This window comes from Streptococcus oralis (genome assembly GCF_024399415.1).
Lineage (GTDB): Bacteria > Bacillota > Bacilli > Lactobacillales > Streptococcaceae > Streptococcus > Streptococcus oralis_CS.
Window position 1 is genome coordinate 486,119 of the sequence record NZ_CP029257.1, and the last position, 26,933, is coordinate 513,051.

The 26,933-nt window shown below is 40.0% G+C and carries 32 protein-coding genes, 1 tRNA gene and 1 pseudogene; 18 read left to right on the forward strand and 16 right to left on the reverse strand.

Annotated elements, in window-relative coordinates:
• The first annotated feature begins 8 nt into the window (after window positions 1–8).
• Genes trpD through trpA form a run of 5 tightly spaced genes read left to right on the forward strand, consistent with a single transcriptional unit; the run spans window position 9 to window position 4,333 of the window.
• A complete protein-coding gene (trpD, locus tag DG474_RS02450; RefSeq protein WP_255778719.1) occupies window positions 9–1,013 on the forward strand; it encodes an anthranilate phosphoribosyltransferase in 1,005 nt (334 codons plus the stop codon).
• Window positions 1,010–1,777, forward strand: coding sequence for an indole-3-glycerol phosphate synthase TrpC (gene trpC / locus DG474_RS02455; RefSeq protein WP_255778720.1), 768 nt, complete (start codon window positions 1,010–1,012; stop codon window positions 1,775–1,777). The genes trpD and trpC overlap by 4 nt, the downstream gene beginning before the upstream one ends.
• Window positions 1,764–2,363 carry a phosphoribosylanthranilate isomerase gene (locus tag DG474_RS02460; protein ID WP_255778721.1) on the forward strand — a complete coding sequence of 200 codons (600 nt, stop codon included), beginning with the start codon at window positions 1,764–1,766 and terminating at the stop codon, window positions 2,361–2,363. Before trpC ends, DG474_RS02460 begins: the two co-directional genes overlap by 14 nt.
• Window positions 2,341–3,564, forward strand: coding sequence for a tryptophan synthase subunit beta (gene trpB / locus DG474_RS02465; RefSeq protein ID WP_255778722.1), 1,224 nt, complete (start codon window positions 2,341–2,343; stop codon window positions 3,562–3,564). Before DG474_RS02460 ends, trpB begins: the two co-directional genes overlap by 23 nt.
• Window positions 3,557–4,333: a tryptophan synthase subunit alpha gene (trpA, locus tag DG474_RS02470; RefSeq protein ID WP_255778723.1), complete on the forward strand. Its 777-nt coding sequence runs from the start codon at window positions 3,557–3,559 to the stop codon at window positions 4,331–4,333. Before trpB ends, trpA begins: the two co-directional genes overlap by 8 nt.
• On the opposite strand, the pseudogene DG474_RS09595 reads toward trpA, so the two are convergent.
• Together DG474_RS09595 and DG474_RS02475 are read right to left on the reverse strand one after the other, a co-directional pair.
• Window positions 4,305–4,391: pseudogene (locus tag DG474_RS09595) on the reverse strand (prepilin peptidase); the annotation flags it as partial. The gene trpA and the pseudogene DG474_RS09595 overlap by 29 nt on opposite strands.
• 31 nt (window positions 4,392–4,422) lie before the next feature.
• Window positions 4,423–5,322: a helix-turn-helix transcriptional regulator gene (locus tag DG474_RS02475; protein ID WP_084881659.1), complete on the reverse strand. Its 900-nt coding sequence runs from the start codon at window positions 5,320–5,322 to the stop codon at window positions 4,423–4,425.
• A gap of 78 nt (window positions 5,323–5,400) precedes the next feature.
• Between DG474_RS02475 and DG474_RS02480 the strand changes: the two genes are divergently transcribed.
• Window positions 5,401–5,856, forward strand: a complete 456-nt coding sequence (locus tag DG474_RS02480; RefSeq protein WP_000682684.1) for an effector binding domain-containing protein — start codon at window positions 5,401–5,403, stop codon at window positions 5,854–5,856.
• On the opposite strand, the gene DG474_RS02485 is transcribed toward DG474_RS02480, so the two are convergent.
• Complete coding sequence (locus DG474_RS02485) at window positions 5,845–6,507, reverse strand: prepilin peptidase (protein WP_084881660.1); 663 nt, start codon at window positions 6,505–6,507, stop codon at window positions 5,845–5,847. The two genes, DG474_RS02480 and DG474_RS02485, sit on opposite strands and share 12 nt — an antisense overlap.
• 69 nt (window positions 6,508–6,576) lie before the next feature.
• Here DG474_RS02485 and DG474_RS02490 point away from each other — a divergent pair, with 69 nt between their 5' ends.
• The 3 genes from DG474_RS02490 (at window position 6,577) to DG474_RS02500 (ending at window position 8,252) form a co-directional block, all read left to right on the forward strand.
• Window positions 6,577–7,032: a GNAT family N-acetyltransferase gene (locus tag DG474_RS02490; RefSeq protein WP_084881661.1), complete on the forward strand. Its 456-nt coding sequence runs from the start codon at window positions 6,577–6,579 to the stop codon at window positions 7,030–7,032.
• Window positions 7,033–7,135: 103 nt separating this feature from the next.
• The gene (locus tag DG474_RS02495; RefSeq protein ID WP_125414323.1) at window positions 7,136–7,660 is read left to right on the forward strand and encodes a thiol-disulfide isomerase; all 525 of its coding nucleotides are present in this window, start codon (window positions 7,136–7,138) and stop codon (window positions 7,658–7,660) included.
• A 70-nt stretch (window positions 7,661–7,730) separates the two neighbouring features.
• Entirely contained in the window at window positions 7,731–8,252 is a 522-nt protein-coding gene (locus tag DG474_RS02500; RefSeq protein ID WP_000493727.1) for a hypothetical protein, read from the forward strand.
• A gap of 216 nt (window positions 8,253–8,468) precedes the next feature.
• Here the strand turns inward: DG474_RS02500 and DG474_RS02505 are convergent, their stop codons facing one another.
• The 5 genes from DG474_RS02505 to DG474_RS02525 form a co-directional block, all read right to left on the reverse strand.
• Window positions 8,469–8,672: a CsbD family protein gene (locus tag DG474_RS02505; RefSeq protein WP_000102421.1), complete on the reverse strand. Its 204-nt coding sequence runs from the start codon at window positions 8,670–8,672 to the stop codon at window positions 8,469–8,471.
• Between the two features lie 41 nt (window positions 8,673–8,713).
• Window positions 8,714–9,298, reverse strand: a complete 585-nt coding sequence (locus DG474_RS02510; protein WP_125422050.1) for an Asp23/Gls24 family envelope stress response protein — start codon at window positions 9,296–9,298, stop codon at window positions 8,714–8,716.
• 11 nt (window positions 9,299–9,309) lie between these two features.
• Window positions 9,310–9,480 carry a DUF2273 domain-containing protein gene (locus DG474_RS02515; protein ID WP_045616759.1) on the reverse strand — a complete coding sequence of 57 codons (171 nt, stop codon included), beginning with the start codon at window positions 9,478–9,480 and terminating at the stop codon, window positions 9,310–9,312.
• Between the two features lie 11 nt (window positions 9,481–9,491).
• The gene (gene amaP / locus DG474_RS02520) at window positions 9,492–10,055 is read right to left on the reverse strand and encodes an alkaline shock response membrane anchor protein AmaP (RefSeq protein ID WP_255778724.1); all 564 of its coding nucleotides are present in this window, start codon (window positions 10,053–10,055) and stop codon (window positions 9,492–9,494) included.
• Between the two features lie 99 nt (window positions 10,056–10,154).
• Complete coding sequence (locus tag DG474_RS02525; RefSeq protein WP_042768735.1) at window positions 10,155–10,391, reverse strand: GlsB/YeaQ/YmgE family stress response membrane protein; 237 nt, start codon at window positions 10,389–10,391, stop codon at window positions 10,155–10,157.
• Window positions 10,392–10,701: 310 nt separating this feature from the next.
• On the opposite strand from DG474_RS02525, the gene DG474_RS02530 reads away from it, so the two are divergent.
• Window positions 10,702–12,183 carry an AcpB/EbpR/MafR family transcriptional regulator gene (locus tag DG474_RS02530; RefSeq protein ID WP_255778725.1) on the forward strand — a complete coding sequence of 494 codons (1,482 nt, stop codon included), beginning with the start codon at window positions 10,702–10,704 and terminating at the stop codon, window positions 12,181–12,183.
• A gap of 253 nt (window positions 12,184–12,436) precedes the next feature.
• Here DG474_RS02530 and DG474_RS02535 read toward each other — a convergent pair whose 3' ends face one another.
• From DG474_RS02535 to DG474_RS02565, 7 genes are all read right to left on the reverse strand, one after another.
• Window positions 12,437–13,312 carry an SDR family NAD(P)-dependent oxidoreductase gene (locus tag DG474_RS02535; RefSeq protein ID WP_255778727.1) on the reverse strand — a complete coding sequence of 292 codons (876 nt, stop codon included), beginning with the start codon at window positions 13,310–13,312 and terminating at the stop codon, window positions 12,437–12,439.
• 1 nt (window position 13,313) lies between these two features.
• Entirely contained in the window at window positions 13,314–14,150 is an 837-nt protein-coding gene (locus DG474_RS02540; protein ID WP_255778728.1) for an alpha/beta fold hydrolase, read from the reverse strand.
• Window positions 14,151–14,163: 13 nt separating this feature from the next.
• Window positions 14,164–15,168: an NADP-dependent oxidoreductase gene (locus tag DG474_RS02545; protein WP_255778729.1), complete on the reverse strand. Its 1,005-nt coding sequence runs from the start codon at window positions 15,166–15,168 to the stop codon at window positions 14,164–14,166.
• Window positions 15,169–15,259: 91 nt separating this feature from the next.
• Window positions 15,260–15,682, reverse strand: coding sequence for an Rrf2 family transcriptional regulator (locus DG474_RS02550; protein ID WP_255778730.1), 423 nt, complete (start codon window positions 15,680–15,682; stop codon window positions 15,260–15,262).
• 583 nt (window positions 15,683–16,265) lie between these two features.
• A complete protein-coding gene (locus DG474_RS02555) occupies window positions 16,266–16,781 on the reverse strand; it encodes an HdeD family acid-resistance protein (RefSeq protein WP_003004261.1) in 516 nt (171 codons plus the stop codon).
• A 338-nt stretch (window positions 16,782–17,119) separates the two neighbouring features.
• Window positions 17,120–17,192: transfer RNA gene (locus DG474_RS02560), tRNA-Lys, on the reverse strand.
• Between the two features lie 263 nt (window positions 17,193–17,455).
• Entirely contained in the window at window positions 17,456–18,727 is a 1,272-nt protein-coding gene (locus tag DG474_RS02565; RefSeq protein ID WP_049505622.1) for a replication-associated recombination protein A, read from the reverse strand.
• Between the two features lie 115 nt (window positions 18,728–18,842).
• Between DG474_RS02565 and DG474_RS02570 the strand changes: the two genes are divergently transcribed.
• The 7 genes from DG474_RS02570 (at window position 18,843) to pepF (ending at window position 24,933) form a co-directional block, all read left to right on the forward strand.
• Window positions 18,843–19,313 (forward strand): DUF3013 family protein, encoded by a 471-nt coding sequence (locus DG474_RS02570; RefSeq protein ID WP_049505623.1) that lies wholly within the window; start codon window positions 18,843–18,845, stop codon window positions 19,311–19,313.
• A gap of 19 nt (window positions 19,314–19,332) precedes the next feature.
• The gene (locus tag DG474_RS02575) at window positions 19,333–20,394 is read left to right on the forward strand and encodes a site-2 protease family protein (protein ID WP_255778732.1); all 1,062 of its coding nucleotides are present in this window, start codon (window positions 19,333–19,335) and stop codon (window positions 20,392–20,394) included.
• A gap of 1 nt (window position 20,395) precedes the next feature.
• Entirely contained in the window at window positions 20,396–20,827 is a 432-nt protein-coding gene (locus DG474_RS02580) for an NUDIX hydrolase (protein ID WP_255778733.1), read from the forward strand.
• Entirely contained in the window at window positions 20,820–21,293 is a 474-nt protein-coding gene (locus tag DG474_RS02585) for a GNAT family N-acetyltransferase (RefSeq protein ID WP_255778734.1), read from the forward strand. Before DG474_RS02580 ends, DG474_RS02585 begins: the two co-directional genes overlap by 8 nt.
• 137 nt (window positions 21,294–21,430) lie before the next feature.
• Window positions 21,431–22,381 (forward strand): 50S ribosomal protein L11 methyltransferase, encoded by a 951-nt coding sequence (gene prmA, locus DG474_RS02590; RefSeq protein WP_304665708.1) that lies wholly within the window; start codon window positions 21,431–21,433, stop codon window positions 22,379–22,381.
• A 1-nt stretch (window position 22,382) separates the two neighbouring features.
• A complete protein-coding gene (locus tag DG474_RS02595) occupies window positions 22,383–23,126 on the forward strand; it encodes a 16S rRNA (uracil(1498)-N(3))-methyltransferase (protein WP_255778736.1) in 744 nt (247 codons plus the stop codon).
• 10 nt (window positions 23,127–23,136) lie between these two features.
• Window positions 23,137–24,933, forward strand: coding sequence for an oligoendopeptidase F (gene pepF, locus DG474_RS02600; protein WP_255778737.1), 1,797 nt, complete (start codon window positions 23,137–23,139; stop codon window positions 24,931–24,933).
• A gap of 91 nt (window positions 24,934–25,024) precedes the next feature.
• Here the strand turns inward: pepF and DG474_RS02605 are convergent, their stop codons facing one another.
• On the reverse strand, window positions 25,025–25,993 hold the full coding sequence (locus DG474_RS02605) for a hypothetical protein (protein ID WP_255778738.1): 969 nt from the start codon (window positions 25,991–25,993) through the stop codon (window positions 25,025–25,027).
• A gap of 191 nt (window positions 25,994–26,184) precedes the next feature.
• On the opposite strand from DG474_RS02605, the gene DG474_RS02610 reads away from it, so the two are divergent.
• Entirely contained in the window at window positions 26,185–26,883 is a 699-nt protein-coding gene (locus tag DG474_RS02610; protein WP_255778739.1) for a hypothetical protein, read from the forward strand.
• Window positions 26,884–26,933 lie beyond the last annotated feature (50 nt).

The window sequence follows — 26,933 nt, forward strand, 5'->3', positions numbered from 1 at the left end:
AAACTAGGATGAAAGAGATTATTGAAAAATTAGCAAAATTTGAAAATTTATCAGGTGTGGAAATGACGGATGTCATCGAGCGTATCGTAACTGGGCGTGTAACCGAAGCGCAGATTGCTTCTCTCCTCTTGGCCCTTAAGATGAAGGGGGAAACACCTGAAGAACGCACAGCCATTGCACAAGTCATGAGAGGGCATGCCCAACACATTCCAACTGAAATTCATGATGCTATGGACAACTGTGGTACAGGTGGGGACAAGTCCTTCAGTTTTAACATCTCAACAACTGCAGCCTTTGTCTTGGCTGGTGGCGGTATTCATATGGCCAAGCACGGTAACCGTTCGATTTCTTCTAAATCGGGTTCGGCAGATGTCCTTCAAGCATTGGGTATCAATCTTGACCTCAAACCAGCTGAACTAGGTAAGGTTTTCGATAAAACTGGAATCGTCTTTCTCTTTGCTAAAAATATGCACCCAGCTATGAAGTACATCATGCCCGCTCGTTTGGAACTAGGAATTCCAACGATCATGAACTTGACTGGTCCACTGATTCACCCAATGGCTTTGGAAACACAGCTTCTTGGTATTAGTCGTCCAGAACTGCTAGAAAGTACAGCTCAGGTATTGAAAAATATGGGTCGCAAACGTGCAGTTGTGGTTGCTGGACCAGAAGGTCTTGATGAAGCTGGCTTGAACGGAACAACCAAGATTGCTCTTCTTGAAAATGGCGAAATCACCTTGTCAAGCTTCACTCCAGAGGATTTGGGGATGGAACGCTACGCTATCGAAGATATCCGTGGTGGCAATGCTCAGGAAAATGCAGAAATTTTGCTCAGCGTTCTTCAAAACCAACCAAGTCCATTCTTGGAAACGACAGTCTTGAATGCTGGTCTTGGTTTCTATGCCAATGGTAAGGTAGCTAGTATCAAGGAAGGAGTTGCCTTGGCTCGTCAAGTGATTGCTAGTGGCAAGGCCCTTGAAAAACTCAGACTGTTACAGGAGTACCAAAAATGAGTCAGGAATTTTTAGCACGAATCTTGGAGCAGAAGGCGCGTGAGGTCAAGCAGATGGAACTGGAGGAAATCCAGCCCCTACGCCAGACCTATCGCCTAGCTGAATTTTTGAAGAATCACCAAGATCGTTTACAGGTAATCGCTGAAGTCAAGAAGGCTAGCCCTAGTCTGGGAGATATCAATCTCGATGTGGATATTGTGCAACAGGCCCAGACTTATGAAGCGAACGGAGCAGTGATGATTTCGGTTTTGACAGATGAGATTTTCTTTAAAGGGCATTTGGATTATCTACGGGAGATTTCCAGTCAAGTAGAGATTCCGACGCTCAACAAGGACTTTATCATCGATGAAAAACAAATCATCCGCGCTCGCAATGCCGGCGCGACAGTTATCTTGCTCATCGTGGCTGCCTTGTCAGAAGAACGCCTCAAGGAACTGTATGACTACGCGACAGAGCTTGGTCTGGAAGTCTTGGTGGAAACTCACAATCTAGCTGAACTAGAGGTAGCCCACAGACTTGGTGCTGAGATTATTGGGGTTAATAACCGCAACTTGACCACCTTTGAAGTCGACTTGCAGACCAGTGTAGACTTGGCCCAGTACTTTAAGGAAGGTCGCTATTACATTTCTGAATCTGCTATTTTCACAGGGCAGGATGCAAAACGACTAGCACCATTCTTTAACGGAATTTTAGTTGGGACAGCTCTGATGCAGGCAGAAGATGTAGCTCAGAGAATCAAGGAGTTGCAGATTGACAAAGGTTAAGATTTGTGGACTATCGACCAAAGAAGCGGTAGAGACAGCCGTATCAGCAGGTGCGGATTACATCGGTTTTGTCTTCGCACCTAGTAAAAGGCAGGTGACCTTGGAACAGGCTGCTGAGCTAGCAAAGCTCATTCCTGTCAACGTTAAAAAGGTTGGTGTATTTGTTTCACCAAGTCGAGCAGAACTGCTAAAAGCGATTGAAAAAGTTGGCTTGGACTTGGTTCAAGTTCATGGTCATGTAGGGGATGATTTGTTTGAGGATTTACCTTGTGCCAGCATTCAGGCGGTGCAGGTGGATAGAAATGGACATGTGTCCAATTCTCAGGCAGATTATCTACTCTTTGATGCCCCTGTGGCTGGGAGTGGCCAGACCTTTGACTGGGGTCAACTGGATACGACAGGACTAGCTCAGCCCTTCTTTATCGCAGGTGGGCTTAATGAAGATAATGTAGTAAAAGCAATTCAACACTTTACTCCCTATGCAGTAGATGTATCAAGTGGAGTGGAGATAGATGGACAAAAAGATCAGGAAAAGATTAGAAGATTTATAGAGAGGGTAAAGCATGGCATATCAAGAACCAAATAAAGATGGATTTTACGGAAAATTCGGCGGACGTTTCGTCCCAGAAACATTGATGACGGCAGTTTTGGAGTTGGAGAAGGCCTACCGAGAAAGTCAAGCAGACCCCAGTTTCCAAGAGGAATTAAATCAGCTTTTACGCCAGTATGTAGGACGTGAAACTCCTCTTTACTACGCAAAAAACTTGACCCAGCATATTGGCGGAGCCAAGATTTACCTCAAACGGGAAGACCTCAACCATACAGGGGCCCACAAGATTAACAATGCCTTAGGACAAGTTCTTCTGGCTAAACGTATGGGTAAAAAGAAAATTATCGCTGAAACGGGTGCTGGTCAGCATGGTGTGGCAACTGCAACAGCTGCGACACTCTTTAACATGGAATGTACCATCTACATGGGTGAGGAAGATGTCAAACGCCAAGCCCTTAATGTCTTTCGTATGGAGCTTTTGGGAGCTAAGGTTGAGGCCGTGACAGATGGTTCGCGCGTGCTTAAGGACGCAGTCAATGCAGCCCTTCGTTCATGGGTGGCAAATATTGATGATACCCACTATATCCTTGGTTCTGCCTTGGGGCCTCATCCTTTCCCAGAAATCGTTCGTGACTTCCAAAGTGTCATCGGGCGAGAGGCTAAACAACAGTACCGTGACTTGACAAGTCAAGATTTACCAGATGCCCTAGTAGCTTGTGTTGGTGGTGGTTCCAATGCCATCGGTCTCTTCCATCCATTTGTGGAAGATGAGTCAGTAGCCATGTATGGAGCTGAAGCAGCAGGACTTGGTGTGGATACAGAGCACCACGCAGCAACTTTGACCAAGGGTCGTCCGGGTGTCCTTCACGGTTCCCTCATGGATGTACTCCAAGATGCGCATGGTCAAATTCTTGAAGCCTTCTCTATTTCAGCAGGTTTGGACTATCCTGGTATCGGTCCAGAACATTCTCACTACCACGATATCAAACGTGCCAACTATGTCCCTGTGACAGACGAGGAAGCCTTGGAAGGATTCCAACTCTTGTCTCGTGTGGAAGGGATTATCCCAGCCTTGGAATCTAGCCATGCTATCGCTTTTGCAGTGAAATTGGCTAAAGAACTCGGACCAGACAAGTCTATGATTGTCTGCCTATCTGGACGTGGGGACAAGGATGTGGTTCAAGTTAAAGACCGCTTGGAAGCAGATGCAGCAAAGAAGGGAGAAGCTCATGCCTAAGACACTAACAGAAAAATTGGATGCTATTAAAGCAGCTGGAAAAGGAATTTTCGTTCCCTATATCATGGCCGGAGATCATGAGAAAGGTCTGGATGGTCTCGCTGAAACAATCCACTTTTTAGAAGATTTGGGTGTTTCAGCTATTGAAGTGGGCATTCCCTTTTCAGACCCTGTTGCAGATGGACCTGTGATCGAAGAAGCAGGCTTGCGCAGTCTAGCTCATGGGACTTCTACCCAGGCTTTGGTTGAAACCTTGAAAACTATTCAGACTGAGGTGCCACTGGTCATCATGACCTACTTCAACCCCCTTTTTCAGTACGGTGTGGACAAATTTGTCAAAGATCTGGCAGATACAGCAGTTAAGGGCTTGATTATCCCAGACCTGCCTCATGAGCATGCCAACTTTGTAGAGCCCTTTTTGGTAGACACAGATATCGCCTTGATTCCCCTAGTTAGCTTGACCACAGGACTTGAGCGTCAAAAAGAGTTGATTGCAGGGGCAGAAGGCTTCGTCTATGCCGTTGCCATCAATGGGGTGACAGGGAAATCTGGCAATTACCGTGCAGACTTGGACAAGCACTTGGCGCAACTGCATCAAGTAGCCGATATTCCTGTCTTGACAGGATTTGGTGTATCAAGTCAGGCTGATGTAGAACGCTTTAATGCGGTGTCAGATGGCGTTATCGTCGGTTCGAAAATTGTAAAAGCTCTCCACCAAGGAGAGCCGATTGAGGACTTTATCAAACAAGCAGTAGCTTACCAAAAATAATCACACAAGCAGCAAGTAAGAGGAAAGGCACGAAAGGAAGTCTTTCCTTTTTCTTTTGAGGGTATACGTTCATGAATGACAGTTGATTATTAGTTTGGGTATTGCTTATGAATGGTATCTATATAGTTGGTGAAATGTTTCAGGAAATGCTTAGGAGATATAACAGTGATGTATTTTCCAAAAGCAAGCAAGGTATTGTATCCCCAATCATTGTCGTTTAACGGATAAGTAATCTCGTAAATATCGCTATTAATAGGTTTTATGGCATTATAGCCTAAGAGTTCGACAAATCGATCAAGAACAATTTTCTGGACATGCAGGATGACAGGTACTTTGTTTTCATTCATCCAAGCACCACCATCATAGGGAAGTGGTGTAAAATGTCTTTTTGAAAAAGTATCGGAGAGAGTAAGTTTACTAATTCTAGCAACTTTAAAAACAGAAAAACGCGCTTTATCAGTTTCGTAGGCATCCATATACCAACTCCGGTCCTTATAGACAATACGGTAAGGCTCACAATTTTTTTGACTCACCAGTCCTTGTGAATTAATATAGGAAAATTTTATTTTTACTCTACCTCTGATAGCTTCCAATAACTTAAAAATCAAAGTTCGGATTTCCAAGTTCCCTTGAGATAGAGACAAATCAATTTCGAAATCAGAGTATGTATTGGTAGCATTTAATTTCAATATAGCATTGAAAGTAGAGGTATCTTCCAATACTTGATAACGGCTTTTTAAACCAGATTCGATTGAAAGTCGTTCGGATTGAGTCAAGGGAGGTTTATCAGTTTGAAAGTCTTCCATAAGAAAAATTCCTCCGTTTTTTCCTTTCATTACATAGAGAGGAATGCCTGCAAGAGATAAATCATCAATATCTCTCATAATAGTTCGGGTACTGACTTTAAAAAGTTCTGATAGTTCTTTAGCTGTTGTTTTTCGTTGATTTACTAAATGAGAAATGATTCCCATTTGACGGTCGATTTTCATAATTTTCTCCTTAAATATGACAGATAGTTGTCATATTACTTTTGTTATGATTATACCATAAAGAAAGGAGTTCATATAATGAAACATCAAACTAAACCATCGTTTACCTTAGTTGGCAAGAGTATTTTGATAGAAGGAACTACAGTTCATGAACATCACTATTCTAAAGAGAAAACGGCATTCTATACTCAGTTATTTAAAGAAGGAATGCTAGGAAAATTGATGCCCCATTCTCTAGATAAAAGAGGCTATGCTTTGATAGTTCCTCATAAAGATGGTATACAATACTACGCAGGAGTTGCGGCAAATAATGCTGTGGCAGGTTACGAAAGCATTCTTGTCCCAGAGAAAGATTATTTAGTAAGCTCAGCCAGTGGTGATAAATCAAGACTCTTGTTTGATAAATTGGAGGATAACTTTTTTGAGGGAGAATATAGTTCGCTTTACAATGATGGAATTATCTTAGAAATACTTTTAAACGGTAATCCCATGGATGCAGAAGTTGAGCTTTGGGTTCCCAATTCAACAAACTAATAAGAACTGATAGAAAATTATTATAGTTGCAGCAAGTAAGAGGAAAGGCACGAAAGGAAGTCTTTCCTTTTTCTTTTGCAGGAGAAAGGCCAGAATGCCTGCCGCAGAAGCGAACTGAATCAAGATGAGTAATTCTGTCACGCTAAAGACGAGCGCACAAGAAGCCAGAAAGAGAAAATCCCCTGCACCCATGCGGATATCTATGAAATGAGCCATGATTCCAAGGATAATGAAGAAGACCATGACTAGATTCCAACCACAGAAAGCCATGAGGATTAGGTGGAAAGTCATCCAGACCAGCAAGGGATATTCCTGATGGCGAAAGTCATAGATTCCTAAGGTCAGGCCAGCAGTGATGAGGATGATTTGACCCAAGGAAATCCATCCCCAAGACCAAGCTAGAAAGAGGATTCCTAAGCCGAGTTCAAAGAGGGCATACCAGAATGGATAACGAATCTTGCAGTAGCGACAGCGAAAGCGATTAAATACCTGCGAGAGGATAGGAATCAAATCCAACGGACGCAAGCGAGTCTGACAGGAATCGCAGTGACTAGCTGGTCGGATAATGGATTGCTCAGGAAAACGGTCAATGACCAAACCCAAGAAAGAAGCGAGAATGCTCCCGACAAGAAAAAAATAAAGATCAATCATACTTATCTATTCGTAAAAAATAGGAGAAGTAGTATAATAAAGAAACATTGATAAGATGGTGAGGTCAAGATGATGATTCGTTTTGAAGAAAATGTGAGCACAGAAAATGCTCAGCACGTATGCCAATGGTCCAACTCCCTTGGCAAATCCTTTCAAGAACAATGGATGGGAACAATGATTCCTTTTCCCTTAACAATTCAAGTCTTGCAAGATTTGGAAGGAATTTTTTCAATCTTTGATGGACAAGAGTTTGTGGGGCTTATCCAGAAAATCAGGCTAGAAGACAGGAATCTTCATATCGGGAGATTTTTTATCAACCCTCAGAAGCAGGGGCAAGGCTTAGGTAGCCAGGCTTTAAGAAAATTTGTTAGTTTGGCCTTTGAAAATGAAGACATAGACACTATTTCTCTAAATGTCTACGAGGCAAATCAAACAGCTTACAAGCTTTACCAAAAAGCAGGATTTGAAATCGTTCAAATGGTTGAAGTACCTATACGAAAATACATCATGAAAAAGGGCAGATAGCAGTCACATGGGGCTAGAGTCCCAAGGATTTTCAAGGAAAAGGAAGTTATCTTTCAAAGTTAGAAACAAGACTTCTATGATTTCTTAGATAGAGGAGATAGACATGTCGAGACCTAGAAAAATACGAATCTTGCTCGCTTCTGTACTTGCCCTAGTTGTTGGTATCAATCTTTATTCTCAGTATCAAAGCCACCAAGAACGGTTCCAATTAAAGACCTCCTTTGAAGAAAAGGACACTATAGCCGTCTTAAAACATTTAACGGATTCAGGGAGATATGCGTCTGACATTCGTAAAGCAGGCTATGTCGTTCCTCCCGACGGTGCCATTCGCTTGGATGGAGGAATTGACTCCATAGGGATAAAAGGAGACATTGATTTGAAAATGTTGAATCCTGGCAGGGATGAAGTCTCTGTTATATTTGAAACAATGGTAAATGAGGAAAAAATAAATGCCTACTATATTTTAGATAAGCAATTAACCCTAAAACGTAGATACTATTCTTATATTAGTAATCAAAATAAAGAAAGTGTGATGATATCTCAAGCCGAAGAAGAACGCTTATTAAAGATTGTTCGAAAAGAGTTGAAAGCTTTTCTAGATAAGATGTATCAGACTTTGTATGGTTGATGTTACTAGTGAGAAATGGAGGCGAGATTCTGTTTAGGATTTCAACGATAATGAGAAAGGAGGGACAAGAATGTTTACAGAATTGCTCTTTATTGTCTCTTTTGTGTTACTTTTACGTTTGTTTAAGAGTAGGCGCTCACGAACGATTATAGGAGTCTTGTATAGTTTGCTGCTAGTCTGGTTTGTCTTTTCCGTTTTGAACTATGGCAAATACACTCTTCAACCAGGTCAATCCGTCAACTTAAGAGTAAATCCCAGAACGCAAGATTTGGAATACTATTCAATCTTCATCTTGAAGAAAAATGATTCAAGCAGAATTAAATTAACTGGCTCTAGTGTTTGGAGTGAGAGTAATGGTGATGTTTACTATGAAGTAGAGGGACAAAAAATTACAAAAAGCCATGGTTTCGATGAGGAGGATGAAGAACTTCCAAACAATCAAGCAGATATTTATTTAGAAAAAGATGGAGTTGTTGTGAGTTACCAAGGTGAAAAAGTGTTTGATGCCACCAATAACAAGCCCTACACGATAACCATTACCAATGTAGACAACCAGCCAGCCCAATTTGAGGCTCAGGTGGTGGATAAGTAAGCACGTCTAGTAGTGTGTAAGCTTTTAAATGTTCTTTCTTTAAAAGGGAGATATTATTTTAAGTAAACAAAAAAGCCTTGATTCCAAGGCTTTTCCTGTTAAGAATCTCTTTTAACGAAAAATGGGAAGCGGGTTTAGAATCCGATCTACAAAAAAGAGGACATTTACGGTCCTCTTTTTGACTACTATAATGAAAAGGTCAATTAACGTTTAGCCTTATTTTTCGTCTTTGTGAAGCATGTTTTTAACACCTTCAATAGCGCCTTCGACAGCGTCTTTTGCATCTTCAGCAACTTCTTTTACTTTAGAAACAACTTTTTCAGCTGTTCCTTCTTTTTCCATTTTTTCATCGCCGATCATTTTGCCGACACCTTCTTTAATGGAACCTTTTGCTTGGTTTAATTTTTCTTCTGTTGACATGATTCTGCCTCCTTTAAATTGATTGATTTTGATTAGATGAATTAGTGTACGCGAGCATTTTCTTTTGTTTCGCCTTTAACGGCTTCAACACCTTCGCCTACTTTTTCTTGAACAGCAGCAACACCTGAACCGATACCAGATTTCACTTTTTCAAATTGTTCTGAAGCAAATTCTCCTGTTGAAGAAGCCACGTCAGTTACTCGATCTTGAAGGCTAACTGAATCTGCTTCATGCTGTTCCTTCGTTTTGATATCAACAACATTCACATTGACTTCAACAACTTCTAGATCCGTCATTTTTGTAACTTGTGATACGACAACATCTTTGATTTCTTTGTACAAAGCAGGGACATTCTTTTGGTATTCAACAACAATGTTCAAGTCAACTGCAACTTGCTCTTTCCCAACTTCAACATTGACACCATGAGTGACATTATCTGTATTGATAATTTTTTCTGTTAGATTAGAGAAGAATCCTCCATCCACATCCAAAAGTCCAGGTACTTTTTCAAGCGAAAGACCAATGATTTTTTGGATTACTTTGTCTTCATAAGTGAGTTCCCCTTTGACATTTTGAGAAACAACAGCAACATCTTTTTTATCTACATTTTTATCTACGTTTGACATACGAGACTCCTTTATTTATTTAAATATTTTTCCTTAACATAGTATCCAGCAAATGCTCCTAAACCTCCACAGATTAACACAAATAGTGTTTTGAAAAAGCCAAAGGATAAGATAAAGCAAGCGAGAATGACACCTACTAGACCTGCAATAATTGGATACTGATATTTTTTAAACCATTCCATTTTTTACTTCCTTACTTTACACGACTAACAGTCTTTTTGGTCGTTTTTGGAGGTTCAAATTCTTTCACTTTAACTTCAAGTTTTACCTCACGTTCAATACCAAAGAACTGCTTTAATCCATGAGTTATTTCATTCTGGATGACAAGACATCGATTTGAGATGTTTTCTGAAGGAAGAATTTTGCCCTCAACATAAACGAAACATTTATTTTTGCGGCTATTTACATGGACTGTTGGTTCTTTGATCAACTGATGATCAATGACCAAACATCGAACAAAGCCTTCGATAGCTGAATTTTTTAGTTTTAATGTATCTTCTTGAGTCTCTAATTGAATCTCTAAATACTGTTTAGGATAGAAGAGTATTACTAGCATTGAAATTAACACTAAAACAGATAGGACAAGTGTCCCCCAAAAGACATATCTAGCAATCATAAATTCAGCGTAGAGTTCTCTCCAACTGAATAAGTGGATATCTAAATCACTGACCTGATGATAATCTATGAGAATAGGAAGGAAAATAGTCAAGATTAAGATACAGAAAATAAGTAACAATATTTTCTTTGATTTTGACATATTAAATCCTTTCAATTGAAAAGCTTTAAACCATAATTTTACCCGTCTACAGTATTCAAAATTATGGCTTATCACTTTTAATTTCTTATTAGGTAATGCTTATTTTTTACCAAATAGAAATGAAACGACTGCAACAACAATCACAGCACCTACGATTGATGGAATAATAGCCATCCCAGCCAATGAAGGTCCCCAGCTTCCGAGAAGAGATTGTCCTACAGATGAACCGATAAGCCCTGCAAAGATATTTGCAATTATTCCCATTGAACCACCTTTTTTAGTGATTGCACCAGCGGCGAGACCAATAAGACCTCCTACAATAATGGACCACAACATAGTGTATCCTCCTTTTCTATTTCTAAATCAAAGAATCAATTTCAGAAAATCAATTTCTTTGATTAAATTAATTATATAATATTTAAATATGGAAGGATAATAATTTGTCTTAGATTACGTATTATAAAAATACACCATAGGTACAAATAAATAAGAAAATCTTGGTGCTACTGAGTTTCTAAGTGATTAGACTAGTCTTTTGATGACAAGCAAAAGTCGTTGTAAGAGGATAAATGCACTCTATATGGTATAATTGCATGAAGATTGATAGGCAATCCTTTAGTTTATTACAAAGAGAGAAAAGCTATTCATGAGAGATTTATTATCGAAAAAAAGTCACAGACAATTAGAATTATTAGAATTACTATTTGAAAACAAACGCTGGTTTCATATTTCAGAACTAGCAGAATTATTGCACTGTGCAGAACGTTCTGTAAAAGATGACTTATCCCATGTCAGATCTTCTTTTCCTGACTTGCTATTTCATTCCTCGACAAATGGTATCCGTATCATAAATACTGACGATAGTGATATTGAAATGATCTATCATCATTTTTTTAAGCATTCAACTCACTTTTCAATATTAGAATTTGTCTTCTTCAATGAAGGATGTGATAAAGAGAATATTTGCAAAGAGTTTTATATCAGTTCTTCCTCTCTTTACCGTATCATCAGTCATATTAATAAAATTATTAAGAAGCAATATCGTTTTGAAATTAGCCTCAATCCAGTTCGAATCACTGGAAATGAAATCGATATCCGTTACTTTTTTGCCCAATATTTTTCAGAGAAATATTATTTCCTCGAATGGCCCTTTGAAGATTTTTCTGTAGAACCTTTGTGTAAGCTGTTGGCACTGGTCTATAAAGAAACTGCATTTCCAGTCAATTTCGCCACTCAACGAATGTTAAAGTTACTCCTCGTAACAAATTTATACCGAATAAAGTTTGGTCATTTCTTGGAAGTTGAGAAAAATTCTTTTAACAATCAATTGTTGGAATCTTTCATGCAGGCAGAAGAAATCGAAGAGATTGTAGCCAGCTTTGATTCTGAATATCATATCTCATTGAATATAGAAGTGATAGGTCAACTGTTTGTATCCTATTTTCAAAAAATGTTTTTCATAGATGAAGAAGTATTTCTGAACCATGCAAAAACAGACAGTTATGTAAAAAAATCGTATCAGTTATTGGGAGATCTAGTAGATCAGGTATCAAGAGACTATAATCTTCAAGTAGACAATAGAGACAATCTGATTTGGCATCTGCATAATACGGCACATCTGCATCGTCAGGAATTATCGACAGAGTTTATCCTATTTGATCAAAAAGGTAATACAATCAAGAACTTTCAAAATATTTTCCCTCGCTTTGTTTCAGAGGTGAAGGAAGGAATGGAACATTATCTAAAGACTTTGGAAATGGATGATAGTTCAATGAAGGTCAATCATTTGTCTTATACTTTTATCACTCATAGCAAACACTTGGTGCTAAATCTTTTACAAAATCAACCGAAATTAAAGGTTTTGGTCATGAGTAATTTTGATCAGTATCATGCAAAATCAGTAGCTGAGACACTTTCTTACTATTGCAGCAACAATTTTGAACTGGAAGTTTGGAGTGAATTAGAGTTATCACTTGATGCTCTAAAGGAATCACCTTACGACATCATTATTTCTAATTTTATTATTCCTCCTATTGAAAATAAGAGACTGATCTATTCCAATAATGTCAATACAGTCGCTCTCATCTCTTTGCTTAACGCAATGATGTTTATTCGATTAGACGAGTAACTAAGAATAACAAAAAAGCCTTGACTCCAAGGCTTTTCCTGTTGTATTTAAATGCCCTGCAAGCATTTTTAAGAAATCTTCATCTTGAAACTAACCAAAAATGTTGAAATATAAACGATTTTTGGAAGATACTTGGAATAATTTTGAATGTGATTATTTCAAAACGTGGCAAAAGTGGGGCAAATTATTTAGGATATAGAAAATAGATAAGTTTTGATATCATCTTTTTCTTGATAGTCGAGTCATAATAAAGTTAAGATATTGTGGACTTATTTTGAAACATCTCAATCTTATCATTGCAATAAGCGATTAAATCCTGAGATCTTTCAAAAGTATAACCTTTTTCAGAAACTGTTTTGACAGTTTTATCATCAAAATAGTAGCCTGTCAAACCAGTGACTTCTTCTGATAAGGTGAGGTAGTAGCCTGTTTTAATTCCCTCATCTAAATCTTTTGAAAAAGATTTCATCAGGCGTCCAAAGAGAGACTTTTTCGTTTTTTCATCACTGGAATCATTCCCCAAGTTGGTTGAAATTAAACCTGGATGGTAAGAATTGATGGTGATGTTTGAACCTCTTAAGAAGAACTTTCTGGCTAGATAGCGTGTCATCCAAATAGTGTAAAGTTTAGAATTATTATAGGCCAATCCGGGATTATAATTGTTCTCAAATCCAAAGTCTAAATCCTTGACCTTGGCAAAATGATGCATATAGGAGGAGGTATTAATGATACGACCGTCAGGCGCTTTTTCTAACAAGGGGCTTAGCTCAGTTGTTAACATATAGGGAATGAGAACGGATAACATAAAAGTCAACTCGACATTTTCAGCACTCGCTTTTCGTTCTTTTCCTGCATACAGTCCTGCATTGTTAAACAAGACATCGATACTTTGAAAGTCTCGCTTGATTTCTTCCACAAATCGATAAACATCGTCTAATTTTGAAAAATCTGCAAGGTAACTAGAAACTCTGCCTCTCAAGGAAACTGCCCGAACCTCTTGAAGCGCCAACTCAAGTTTTTGAGGGTTTCGACCATGGAGGATGATCTGATGACCTTCACTGGCCAGTTTCTTTGCCAAATGTTTCCCAATACCGTCAGTAGCACCTGTAATCAGAATCGTTTTGACCATCTTAGTCCTCCAAGAAAGTAATGAGTTCTTTTGAAAATTCGTCTGCATATTGGAAGATCGAACCGTGCCCTGCATTTGGATAGATAATCAGCTTACTATTTTCGATTTTCTCATGCATGTCATAGGAATTTTCCGTTGGAACCTGCATATCCTTGTCCCCGTTGACGATTAAGGTTGGTTGAGTGATAAATGTTAGATCGTCTTGAGGATCTTTCCCCCAACCTTTAATAGCTTTGAGTTGAGTTAGGAATCCTGATACGTTCATGTCTTTATCCGCAAATTCCTTTGTTCTCATACCCATTCGTCCTAGAACTTTCAAAGCTTCAATTTTCCCTTGTTCATCATGATTATAGAAGATATAGCGTTTAGGGTCGATGCGCTCGAGTCCAGCTTTAAACATATACTTAAATGTTTTCCCTGTTACCTTATCGATCTCTTTTCCACCTCGAGGTCCTGTTCCTGCCAAGATGAGACGGTTGACTAGATTAGGCTTGATTCTGACAATTTCTTGTGCAATCATACCTCCCATTGAAAGACCTAGGAGGTTGATTTTATCGTAACCAAGGGCTTGAATAAAGGCAATTGTCTGCTCAGCCATTCCAGGAATCGTCGAAGCAACTTTTCCCTGGCTGGCTCCTACTCTAGGAAGATCGACTACAATGACATGGTGCTTTTCAGCAATCAAGTCTAATAGTCTTGGATCCCAGTTATCTAGAGTTGCTGCCAAATGGACCAGCATCAGAAGAGGTAGTTTTGATTTGCCTTTACTGAGTTCGCGATAGGCAATTTGATTTCCTTGGACAGTGATGTATTGATTTTTAGTTGTAAGATATGACATTGTGTTTTCCTTTTTATTTCTTAAAGCTGAGGACTGTTTTTCCACGCGAGCGACCATTAGCGACCTTGTCTAAGGCGCTATTCACTTCTTCAAATGGATAAACTGTATCGATAGAGGGTTTGATTTCTAATTTACTAAAGAGGTCAGCTACCTCTTGTAATTGAGCGCCGTTGCTTTCTACAAAGATAAAATGGTAGTGGACACCGTATTTGTCAGCCATCTTATCAAATTTACGACCTGCTAAGCCGAGAATAATCTGTTTCCATTCTGGCAGATTCATACGTTTGGCAAAGTCACCGTTTGGCATAGCACGGAGAGAAACAAGGTGACCACCTTTTTTCATGATAGACATTTGTTTTTCAGTTTCAGCTCCACCGAGAGTATCGAGGACATAATCAACCTGGCTAACATTTTTTGTATAATCCTCTGTTTTGTAATCGATAAAGCGGTCTGCTCCTAGGTTCAATACACGCTCAGCGCTATCTCCAGCCCCATTGGTAATGACCTTCAAACCTTTAGCCTTAGCAATCGGAATGGCCATTCCACCGACACCGCCTGTACCACCAGAGATAAAGATTGTCTTGCTAGCTTGAGCATCCATGAGTTCCAAGGCTTGCATAATGGTCAAGGCAGTAAGCGGAACAGCAGCGGCTTCCTCGTCTGAAAGATAGTCTGGAACCTTGGCTAAGGCTTGGCTATCGACAGCAACGTATTCTGCAAAGGCACCGATGTGGTCGAGTGGGAGACGTCCAAAAACTCGGTCTCCAACTTTGAGGTTTTTGACTTGTCTTCCGGTCTCTTCAATGATACCGACCACTTCATTACCCGCAGTTTGTGGGAGTTTGTAAGGTACGATCATCTTGACTTCTCCTCGGGAAATCATGTTATCCAGAGGATTAACACCAGCTGCGGAGACTTTGACCAAAACTTGTTTGTCTGTAATGCTTGGTTTAGCGATTTCTATGATGTTCAGTGTGATATTGTTTTTATTATAAGTAGTGTGTTGAGCGACTTTCATGTGATTTCTCTTTTCTTTTTAATGTGATTTCATATACTTGTATCTAATACAAGTATGTGTTGTTTCCGATAAAAACTGACTTGCTATCAAATCAGTTCCGGACTTGTTTATATAAATTGTCAATGACATCTTCTAAAGTTTGATTTGCTAATTCCTTCTCTAATTGAGATTCGGCACTAGCGAAAAGCGGTGAAACTGCTCCTTGGATATGTTTTCCAACGGGACAATCAGGATTACTATTTTGATGAACAGGAAATAAACTAATATGTTTGATTTCTTGAGTAGCATAGTAGATCTCTAGTAAAGTCATTTTCTTTGGAGACTTACTGAGTTGATAACCCGTTTTTCCTTGATGGGAATGAATCAAATCTGCATTTTTCAATAAGGCAATTACTTTTCGAATGTAACTAGCGTTAGTCCCAACACTAATAGCTAGTGCTTGAGAACTTAAGGTTTCCTTGCTTTCACTAATCATTGTTAAGATATGCAAAGCAACTGAGAATTTTGTATCCATCTGAACTCCTTTTTATAAACCTGTATCAGATACAAGAATAAGTATAACATAAATAAAAAGAAAAGCAAGACTTTTGTTTTAAATTAAGAAAAATTTTTTTGAAGAGTGTCTTAAGATTAAAGATGTCTAGAAAGGAAGTTGATAAACAAATGTGGGACAAATCTTACTTAGACAAGTGAAAAAAGCCTTGAGTTCCAAGGCTTTTCCTGTTGTATTTAGATGCCCCCTGCATGGATTTGTAAGAACTTTTCATATTGAAAATAAACAAAAATGTTGAAATATAGCTGATTTTAGGGAAATACTTTTAGGTATTTTCAATGTCAGGATTTAAAAATGGGGCAAAAGCGGGGCAAAAACGAATGACTCGTATTTTGTTTGAAAACCTATAATACCTAATGATTATGCTATTCTAGATATATAGTTTTGTTATAAATAAATGTCAGTGCGAGATCAAATTGGAGAATAAAATGGAAAAACAAATTTCTACGTAGAATGGAATGCGAAAAAGTGATAATTAAAGAGACGAAAAAGCTGAGAATATGATTTCCCAGCTTTTTTGAATGCGATAGAAATAGCAACTAGACTATTTACGAAAGGCCTCAATAATGTAGGTGAAGCCAGTAACTAAAAATGAAAAGGCAATGACATAAACGACAAAGACACCTGTAGCCACTGGATTGAACAGAATCACTAGACCTAGTAAAAATTCAAGCAAGGCTACCCACATGATATTGCTACCAATAATAGGGAAAATCAATCTTAGACGATTGCCTTTAAAGAAAGCAATAATGGCTTCTACAATTAACCAAATTCCTACAATGGTCGGAATGACGACCGGCAGGGTCACAAAGCCATAAGCAACGAGGTAAAGAGCTAAGAGAAGACTAACAAATCCTTGGAAAAGATAAACAGGTGAGCGAAGCTCTTTTGGTGCAGAGAAATAGCCTAAAATAGCTGCTATAGAAGAAACCAGTAAACCAAATGAAATCCACCAGCTGTAAGCAACAAGATTAGCTACTGGGTTTGTAAATAGGAAAAGTCCTAAAAGGACAAAAACAACTCCTGCAAGGAATAGCAGTAAACGATTAGAAAATTTCATTTCAATACCCCCTATATAGTATAGTATAGTTTGATAATAAGACTATTGTACTTATTTTTATAGAAAATGTCAATAAAATAAATAAACAATTTGGAAGTTTCAGTCTGATTCATGAAAAGAAAATCAGTTTTTATCATTTTGAAAATAAAAAGAGAAGATAAAATTTGTCTTCTCTACATGAAAATATTGTATGGCATCAAAGCAAAAGTAACTGGCTTTACACTATTTGTTAAGATGTAATTTGATTCAAAAAGAAAAGATAGATTTAAATGTAGGGCAAATCAGTTATAGACAAACAAAAAAGCCTTGTAAATCAAGGCTTTTTCCTGTTGTTTAGATGCCCCCTGCAGGGCTCGAACCTGCGACCCATAGATTAAGAGTCTACTGCTCTACCAACTGAGCTAAGGAGGCAAAGAAAAAGCTGTATTGGTGCCGAAACTTCACGGTTTGTATTGAACCCGCGCAATTAAGCAGGTGGGCAACTCGCTCTAACTGAAGCTGTTTCCGTGTGAGACGGCCTACATGCTGTTAGAAGACTTTTGTTTCCCTAATAATACAAAAAATAGTCGGTCAACACTTAAGTGTGAAGTCGTACACCACAGCGTTTCTATGTTTATATGATACCACTTTTTCAAAAAAAATCAAGAGGAAAATGCAATTATTTGAAAAGGATTTCACAAGTCCCGTAATTTATCAATGGTTTCCTTGCGTTGCGCCAAGGCCCGTTCGTACTTGCCAGTATCTTCCGGAGTGAAATAGCGCTGGTCTTTGATTTTTTCTGGCAGATAGTCTTGCTTGACCCAGTTTCCAGGATAGTTGTGCGGATAGAGATAGTTTTGCGCATTCCCAAGTTCCTTGCTTCCGCTGTAGTGGCCATCGCGCAGGTGTCGAGGGATAGGCAAATGCCCTGATGTTTTGAGATCAGCAAGGGCCTTGTCCATCGCCACATAGGCTGAGTTGGACTTGGGTGAAAGTGCCAAATCAATCACGACATTGGCGATGAGGATGCGAGCTTCTGGGAAGCCAATCTTTTGAGCAGCATCTAGAGCAGTTACAGTATGGATTTGAGCTTCAGGATTGGCCAAACCGATATCTTCATAGGCGATAACGGTCAAGCGACGAGCGAGACTAGGAAGATCCCCAGCCTCAATCAAGCGGGCAGCATAGTGGAGACTGGCATCAACGTCCGAGCCACGGATAGACTTTTGCAGGGCTGAGAGGACATCGTAGTGACCGTCCCCATCCTTATCCATGGTAATGTAACTCCTCTGCAGGCTGTTTTCCATGATATCCAGTGTGATATGGCGGATGCCCTTGTCATTTTCGGGAGTAGAGAGAACAGCCAGATCCAGCGAGTTAAAGGCAGAACGCAGGTCTCCATTTGTAGAGGTTGCGATGAAATCCAGCGCATCCTCATCTAGCTCAACTGGGAAGTCAAATCCCCTTTCAGGGTCGCTGATGGCAATTTGCAGGGCTTGTTTAACATCTTGATTGGACAAGGGTTCTAACTCAAAAATCTGAACACGGCTACGAATGGCTGGAGTGACAGAAAAGAAAGGATTTTCAGTCGTCGCCCCAATCATGATGACCAGACCACTTTCTAAGAGGGGAAGGAGAAAGTCTTGCTTGGTTTTATCTAGTCGGTGGATCTCGTCCAGTAGTAGGACCAATCCACCAGAGAATTTAGCCTCTTCAGCGATTTCTTGAAGTCGCTTCTTACTATCGACTGTCGCATTAAAGGTCCGAAAGGCATACTTGGTCGTTCCAGCGATGGCAGAGGCAATACTGGTCTTGCCAATACCTGGAGGTCCGTAGAGAATCATGGAGGACAGACGATTGGCTTCCACCATGCGACGGATAATTTTTCCTGGTCCGACCAGATGCTCCTGACCGATGACCTGGTCGATAGTTTTTGGGCGCATGCGAAGCGCGAGATTGTCTGGCATAGCAGTCCTTTCTAACATGGATTTTCTGATGTATATGTGGTAAGATGGTAGTATCTATTTTAGCATATTTCCGAGTAATCGGGGCGATTTAAGAGTCGCATAGAAAGAGGACAAAATGGCAACATACGGATTTTTAGATGTTTTAGAGGAAGAATTGGACAAGAACTTTCCCTTTGACTTTGAGATTAGCTGGGACAAGCGCAATCATGCAGTTGAAGTGAGTTTTTTATTGGAAGCACAAAATGCTGCGGGAGTAGAGATGCTAGACGAGGACGGAGAGGTCTCATCAGACGACATTCTCTTTGAAGAAGCAGTCCTTTTCTACAATCCTGCCAAGTCAACAGTCAATGAGGAAGACTATTTGACAGTTATCCCTTACCTACCTAAAAAAGGTTTTTCTCGTGAGTTTCTAGCTTATTTTGCGCTATTCCTCAAAGACACTGCAGAGGTTGGGCTGGATGCGCTTATGGACTTTTTGGAAGACCCAGAAGCAGAAGAGTTCGTCATGGAATGGAACCAAGAAGTCTTTGAAGAAGGAAAAGTCGGCTTGGAAGAAGGAGAATTTTATCCTTATCCGAGATACTAGAGACTAGGGGAGAAAGTATATGAAGAAAATAGTCTTGTCTTGTATTTCTGGTCTGTCCTTTGTTTTTTTGATGCTGGGATTTGTTTTTGGGACGATTGCCTTTAAAGAGTTAGATTTCTCGTTAGTCTTTGTTCCAGGCTATCTATTTACTTTTTTCAGCATTTATCTGATATTTATCCTTCATGAGCTGGGGCACGCAGTCTGCGGTTACCTGACAGGCTATCGACTGGTGGCTTTTGGATTAGGGAATTTTCTTTTGACCAAAAGGTCAGGCAAGTTTTCTCTTAGTCGAACAGCCGTTCTGAAAAATGTTGGTGCTCAGTATATTGGATTGAAAGAAGATGAAAGTGATCAAAGAATCATCTTGATGCTTGCAGGTGGCTTGATAGTTCATCTTAGCTTGATTTTATTGGCGATATTGTATGGATTTTTGACAAGAAGCTGGTATTTTGCGGCTACTTGGATTTGCCTAAATGTATCTTTTCTTCTCATCAATGCTAAGCCAGTTGGGATTACCGATGGAGCAAAAATTTGGGAATTGCTACAACATCCTGAAAATACCAAATACGCCTACTCGGTGTTGAGGCATTCTGCTCAGACCTTGCTAGCTCCTCAAGAGTATGATTTGAAAGACTTTATCATTCCTGTTGATGAGGATGTGAGAGGGAGTTTTGCTGAAAGCATTCAGATTTTTCAGGGACTAGTTTTCATATTCGATGGTCAGATAGAGACTGCCAAAAAACACTTTCAGTCTTTATTAGATAAAACAGACAATCCGATGTCTCAAACTCTTTCCCAATTATACCTTCTTCAAATTGCCTTGCTTGAAAGGGATCATGAGAAAGCAGAGGAATATGCAAGTAATCGAGGAGTCAAGTCCTTCTTATCTCTAAAAATGGCAGACACGCAGATAATGCAAGCCTGGTATCAATTTCTGGTAAAGAAAGATATGGATCAGACTGACAAGGCTATAAAAATTGCTAGACAAAACATGGTGACCAGCCGTTTGGTGCGGGATGAGAAACGTTATTATGAAAACTGGTTAGCAGAGTTGGAGAAAGAATTATCCGAAGGAGTCTGATATGGAAATAGAAATTTCTGATTTTACAGGTTGCAAAATTGCCCTCTTTTGTGAGGATAGGATTTTAACTATCTTGCGTGATGATAAGGCAAGCATTCCTTGGCCCAATATGTGGGAATTGCCAGGTGGCGGACGAGAAGGTGATGAAAGTCCTTTTGAGTGCGCGGCGCGTGAAGTTTACGAAGAACTAGGAATTCATCTGACTGAAGATTGCCTGCTTTGGAGCAAGGTGTACCCAAGTATGCTTTTTGAGGGGAAGGAATCCGTCTTTCTAGTGGGAAAGTTGACTCAGGAACAGTTTTACAAGATTGTCTTTGGAGATGAAGGGCAGGGATATAGACTGATGAGCGTTGAGGAGTTTCTTGGCTCAGATAAGGTTGTGCCCCAGTTGCAGGATAGAGTGAAGGATTATATGGAGAGTAATTATGATTAGACTAGAACGAGCAGGAGCAGAGGATTTAGAAGCGATTATTGCGATTCAAAGAGCCAGTTTTAAGGCGGTCTATGAGAAATACCAAGATGAGTATGATCCCTATCTAGAGGATCGTGAACGAATCAAGTGGAAATTGGTTGAGCGTCCCAATAGCTATTACTACTTTGTGAAAGAAAATGGAGAAAATATCGGATTTTTACGAGTTCAGACAAATGAAGAGTTAACGAATGCTTGGTTGGGAACGGCAGCGATTTTGCCCCAGTATCAAGGAAAAGGTTATGGTTCTGGGGGATTGAGATTGCTGGAAAAGGAATTTCCGACGATTAAACAGTGGGATTTGTGTACGGTATTACAGGATGCGGGCATGGTCGCCTTTTATGAGAAAAATGGCTACCGTCAAACCCATATCGAGCCTGAAAAAGAAGGTATGGATATGGTTTACATGAAAAAATTGATTGACAAATAGAAAGGATGGTTCGGTTACATTTCTAAACTGAACCCGCCCTAAACACTGTGCCAAAAAGATAAACTTCTCTTAGACACAATCGTCTTCAGAGAGTTTCCTATTTTGGCATTGTGTTTTACGGGCTTGGTATCTTAATGATGGAAACATGGCAAGAGTTAAAAGTTACAGTGAAGCGTGAGGGGGAGGAGCTGGTCTCTAATCTCTTGATTGAGCTAGGAGCGCAAGGTGTTGCGATCGAGGATAGTATGGACTATGTGGGAAATGTGGACCGATTTGGTGAGATTTTCCCAGAGGTCGAGCAGCAAGAAGAAATCGTGGTGACAGCCTATTATCCCGAAACGGTTGATGTAGCAACGGTTGAGGCAGACTTGCAGGCACGTCTGGCAGAATTGGCAGATTTTATGGACTTAGGAGAAGTCAAGATGGGGACGACTGCCTTGGCTGAGGAAGACTGGGCAGACAACTGGAAGAAATATTATGAACCAGCTCGTATCACACATGACTTGACCATTGTGCCGTCCTGGACGGACTACGAGGCGACTGCTGGAGAAAAGATTATCAAGTTGGATCCTGGTATGGCCTTTGGGACTGGAACCCATCCAACGACCAAGATGAGCCTCTTTGCCTTGGAGCAGGTTCTCCGTGGTGGCGAAACGGTGCTAGATGTGGGTACTGGTTCAGGAGTCCTTTCTATTGCCAGCTCGTTGCTTGGTGCCAAGGAGATCTTCGCCTATGACTTGGATGATGTGGCAGTTCGAGTCGCTCAGGAAAATATTGAGCTCAACCCTGGTATGGAAAACATCCATGTAGCGGCAGGTGATTTGCTCAAGGGTGTGGAGATTGAGGCAGATGTGATTGTGGCTAATATCTTGGCGGATATTCTCATTCATCTGACGGATGATGCTTATCGCTTGGTCAAGGATGAAGGTTACCTGATAATGAGTGGGATTATCAAGGACAAGTGGGACATGGTGCGCGACTCGGCTGAGTCAGCTGGATTTTTCCTTGAAACCCACATGATTCAAGGGGAATGGAATGCCTGCGTCTTTAAGAAGACTAAGGATATTTCAGGTGTGATTGGAGGCTAGCATGCAGCAGTATTTTGTCAAGGGTATTGCTACCTCGCCAGTCACCATTGAGGACAAGGAAACCAGCAAGCATATGTTTCAGGTTATGCGCTTGAAAGAAGATGATGAGGTTACCTTGGTCTTTGAGGATGGTATTAAGCGTTTGGCGCGCGTGCTAGATGTGGAGGCTCGTCAGTTGGAGCTAATCAAAGAATTAGCTGACAATGTGGAACTGCCAGTCCAAGTGACCATTGCATCTGGATTTCCCAAGGGAGATAAGCTAGAGTTTATCACTCAAAAAGTAACCGAACTTGGTGCCGGCCAGATCTGGGCTTTTCCTGCTGACTGGTCAGTTGCCAAGTGGGACGGCAAGAAATTGGGCAAGAAAGCCGAAAAACTAGAAAAAATTGCCCTTGGAGCAGCAGAGCAAAGCAAGCGAAATCTGGTCCCAAGTATTCAGCTTTTCGAGAAAAAAGCAGATTTTCTAGCACAGCTGGACCAGTTCGACTCTATTGTAGTGGCTTATGAAGAATCAGCAAAAGAGGGAGAAGCCGCTGCGCTTCTGCAAGCAGTCACTGGTCTTGAAAAAGGAGCTAAATTGCTCTTTATCTTTGGCCCAGAAGGCGGTCTATCACCTGCAGAAATCGAAAGTTTTGAAGCCAAAGGAGCCGTCTTGGCAGGACTTGGTCCCCGCATTCTAAGAGCAGAAACAGCACCACTTTACGCCTTATCAGCCCTTAGTGTTTTATTAGAATTAGAGAAATAAGAGGAAGAAAATGGAACAAAAACACCGTTCAGAATTTTCCGAAAAGGAACTTTGGGATTTAACAGCCCTATACCAAGACCGTGAGGATTTCTTGCGTGCAATCGAGAAAACGCGCGAAGACATCAATCAATTTAGCCGAGATTACAAGGGTAATCTTCATACTTTTGAGGATTTAGAGAAGGCCTTTGCAGAATTGGAACAAATCTATATCCAGATGAGTCATATCGGCAATTATGCCTTTATGCCTCAGACGACGGACTATAGCAATGAGGATTTTGCTAATATTGCCCAAGCTGGGATGGAATTTGAGACAGACGCCAGTGTAGCCTTGACTTTCTTTGACGATGCCTTAGTCGCTGCAGATGAGGAAGTCTTGGATCGTTTGGGTGAACTGCCACATTTGACGGCAGCCATTCGTCAGGCTAAAATCAAAAAAGCCCACTATCTCGGGGCAGACGTAGAGAAGGCCTTGACCAACCTAGGGGAAGTCTTCTACAGTCCACAGGACATCTATACTAAGATGCGTGCTGGGGATTTTGAAATGGCTGACTTTGAAGCTCATGGCAAGACCTACAAAAACAGCTTTGTAACTTATGAGAATTTCTACCAAAACCACGAGGACGCTGAGGTTCGTGAAAAATCCTTCCGTTCTTTCTCAGAAGGACTTCGTAAGCACCAAAATACAGCAGCCGCAGCCTATCTAGCTCAAGTCAAGTCTGAAAAACTCTTGGCAGATATGAAAGGCTACGACTCAGTTTTTGATTATCTTTTAGCTGAGCAGGAAGTAGATCGTGCCATGTTTGACCGCCAGATTGACCTCATCATGAAGGATTTTGCGCCAGTGGCTCAGAGATACCTCAAGCATGTTGCCAAGGTCAATGGTCTTGAAAAGATGACCTTCGCTGACTGGAAATTGGACTTGGATAGCGCCCTCAATCCTGAAGTGAGCATTGAAGATGCCTATGATTTGGTCATGAAGTCAGTAGAACCTTTGGGACAAGAATATTGTCAGGAAGTTGCTCGCTATCAAGAAGAGCGCTGGGTGGACTTCGCTGCCAATAGTGGCAAGGATTCTGGTGGATATGCGGCGGATCCATATCGCGTGCACCCTTATGTCCTCATGAGCTGGACAGGCCGTTTGAGCGATGTCTATACCTTGATTCATGAAATCGGGCATTCTGGTCAATTTATCTTTTCTGACAATCACCAAAGTTACTTTAATGCTCATATGTCGACCTACTATGTTGAAGCGCCATCAACCTTCAATGAATTGCTTTTAAGTGATTATTTGGAACATCAGTCTGACGACCCTCGTCAAAAACGCTTTGCCCTTGCTCACCGTTTGACAGACACCTACTTCCATAACTTTATTACCCACCTCTTGGAAGCAGCCTTCCAGCGCAAGGTTTATACATTGATTGAAGAAGGAGAAACCTTCGGAGCAAGCAAACTTAACAGCATTATGAAGGAAGTCTTGACGGATTTCTGGGGAGATGCCATTGAAATTGACGACGATGCGGCTTTGACTTGGATGCGCCAGGCTCACTACTACATGGGCTTGTATAGCTACACCTACTCAGCCGGACTTGTCATCTCGACCGCGGGTTACCTTCATCTGAAACATTCAGAAACTGGAGCTGAAGATTGGCTCAATCTTCTCAAATCAGGTGGAAGTAAGACACCGCTTGAGTCAGCCATGATTATCGGAGCGGATATCTCAACAGACAAACCACTTCGTGATACCATCCAGTTCTTGTCAGACACAGTTGACCAGATTATCGCCTACAGTGCTGAGCTGGGAGAGTAAGGGTATCCAGTGTCGGATTTAAGACGGTTTATCGATAAGATGAATACACAAAAATCACCTGTTTTAGGTGATTTTTTCATGCTTTAAAGATTTACTCAAATTTTCCTTTATTGGCTTCATTTGAAGCCTTCATGCTAATTTGTAAAAGGTTGGCGAGATTTTCATTATCAAGGCTAGCTTCTCCATTATTATCCACTTTTATGGCGAGGTAATGAGTGTTACGATCAAGATAATCCATTCCCTCTAAGTCGACATAGTTATTTGCTTTAAAATCAAGCGCCGCTAATTGATAAACAAATCGAATATTTAGAGCTTTAGCATAGTCTGTTTCAAGAACTTTTTGTTGTTCTTCTGCCAGTCCTTGAAAGAATTCGAGACTGTCTGTGTGATAGGATGCTTTGACTTCATATTGGTAAGTATCTACAGCTGGAGACATAAATTTCAAATAAACCAAGTCGCCTTCTACCTTATAGTCCTCAAGAGTATAGGCACCTGCTTTTCCTAATGCATTGGTGTTGACCTTGAAAAACATTGGTGCATAAATTTTCAGAGGATATTTTTCTCCCTTATACTCAAAGATGGTATCATTTGAAAAATTCGGACGGATTTTAGTTAACTCAGGGACTAAATATTCGTTCCAAATCTTATCAAATAACTCTTCTTGATTGCTAGCACTCGCTGATTTCACAACTAGGTCAAAATTTTCTTGATTGACAAAGACAGCATCCACTAATTTGAGGGCTGTTTGAACCTTAGGATCCGAAATTTCCTTTTTCTTTTTTTCAAGATTCTCAGCCGCCTCTTTCGTGCGATCTAAAGTTTTATTAAATTGACTGCCACTGTTGGTTTCAACAAAGGTTCTCTCATAGTTGGTAGGTTCAACTTTGGCATTCCAGTCAAATGAAGCGGCAGGACCAGTTACATCTTTCTTGTGATAGGTAGAGGCCTGATTGTTTGAATTATTTGTAGAACTAGTAGATGGCTTTGATGAGCAAGCACCAAGGGCTAAGGCTAGTGTTGTCACACAAGCTAGGCAACAAAGTCTGAACGATTTTTTCATACATTTCTCCTTCAAGTAATGCTTGTTATTCATTGGCTATTATATCATGACCTTTAGGATTACAGTGTTTTAAAATGAATTAGACAGGATTTTAACATCATAGATGAAACAGTCATATCAGCCTTTTATGATATACTATAAGGGAAATATGATTAGTTGTTTTATTAATTATCATAAGCAAGGAGAGGGTTATGAAAAAACGCATATTTCTCACAATGTTACTTTTAGGAGGATTGATAATGATAGGATTGGCAGGGTGTGGAGAAAATAAAAATAGTCGAGAATGGATTGAGAACAAAGTCTCCGAGGTCAGTCGTGTCTATCCAACCGAGAATCTGTTTGACTTGTTTAAGCAATTTCCGGAAGGATTTGAGATTGAGCAGGTCTATTTTAAAAAGAAAAGTGATGGAATTGACGATTTTATCACAGAAATTAAGCTGAAAGGTGATGCAACATCGCATACAATAACGGGTACTCTTTCTAAAATCCCAGCGAAGGATGATGCACCAAAAAGCGAAGAAGTAGTAGTAAGTGTTCAATATGTAGACAATAAATTTATTTTTTCTGATGAAGAAACTGCTAAAAAAATATGGAAGTTTGACAGATTTTTATTTCAAAAGTTGACTTTAAATAAAACTGAATTGTCTAAGTTAAGATTAAAAGAGAAATCGTATAATAGCGTGACAAATGGTTTTAGTATTTTATATTTTACAGAAAATGAAGTAGTTAATAATTATTTTCATAAAAATGATTCTGAAACATCCGTACTGGAGATTGGAAGTTCTCTACAAAATGAGGGTTATTACTACTACTCAATTTTACTAGATTACAATGATGGCTATTATTTTAGAGAAACGGTATCAAATGCGGAGGTATATAACGGCCAATAGTGGAATTCCAACTTTAGACGTGGCGAATATGACTTACGAATTTGAATAAG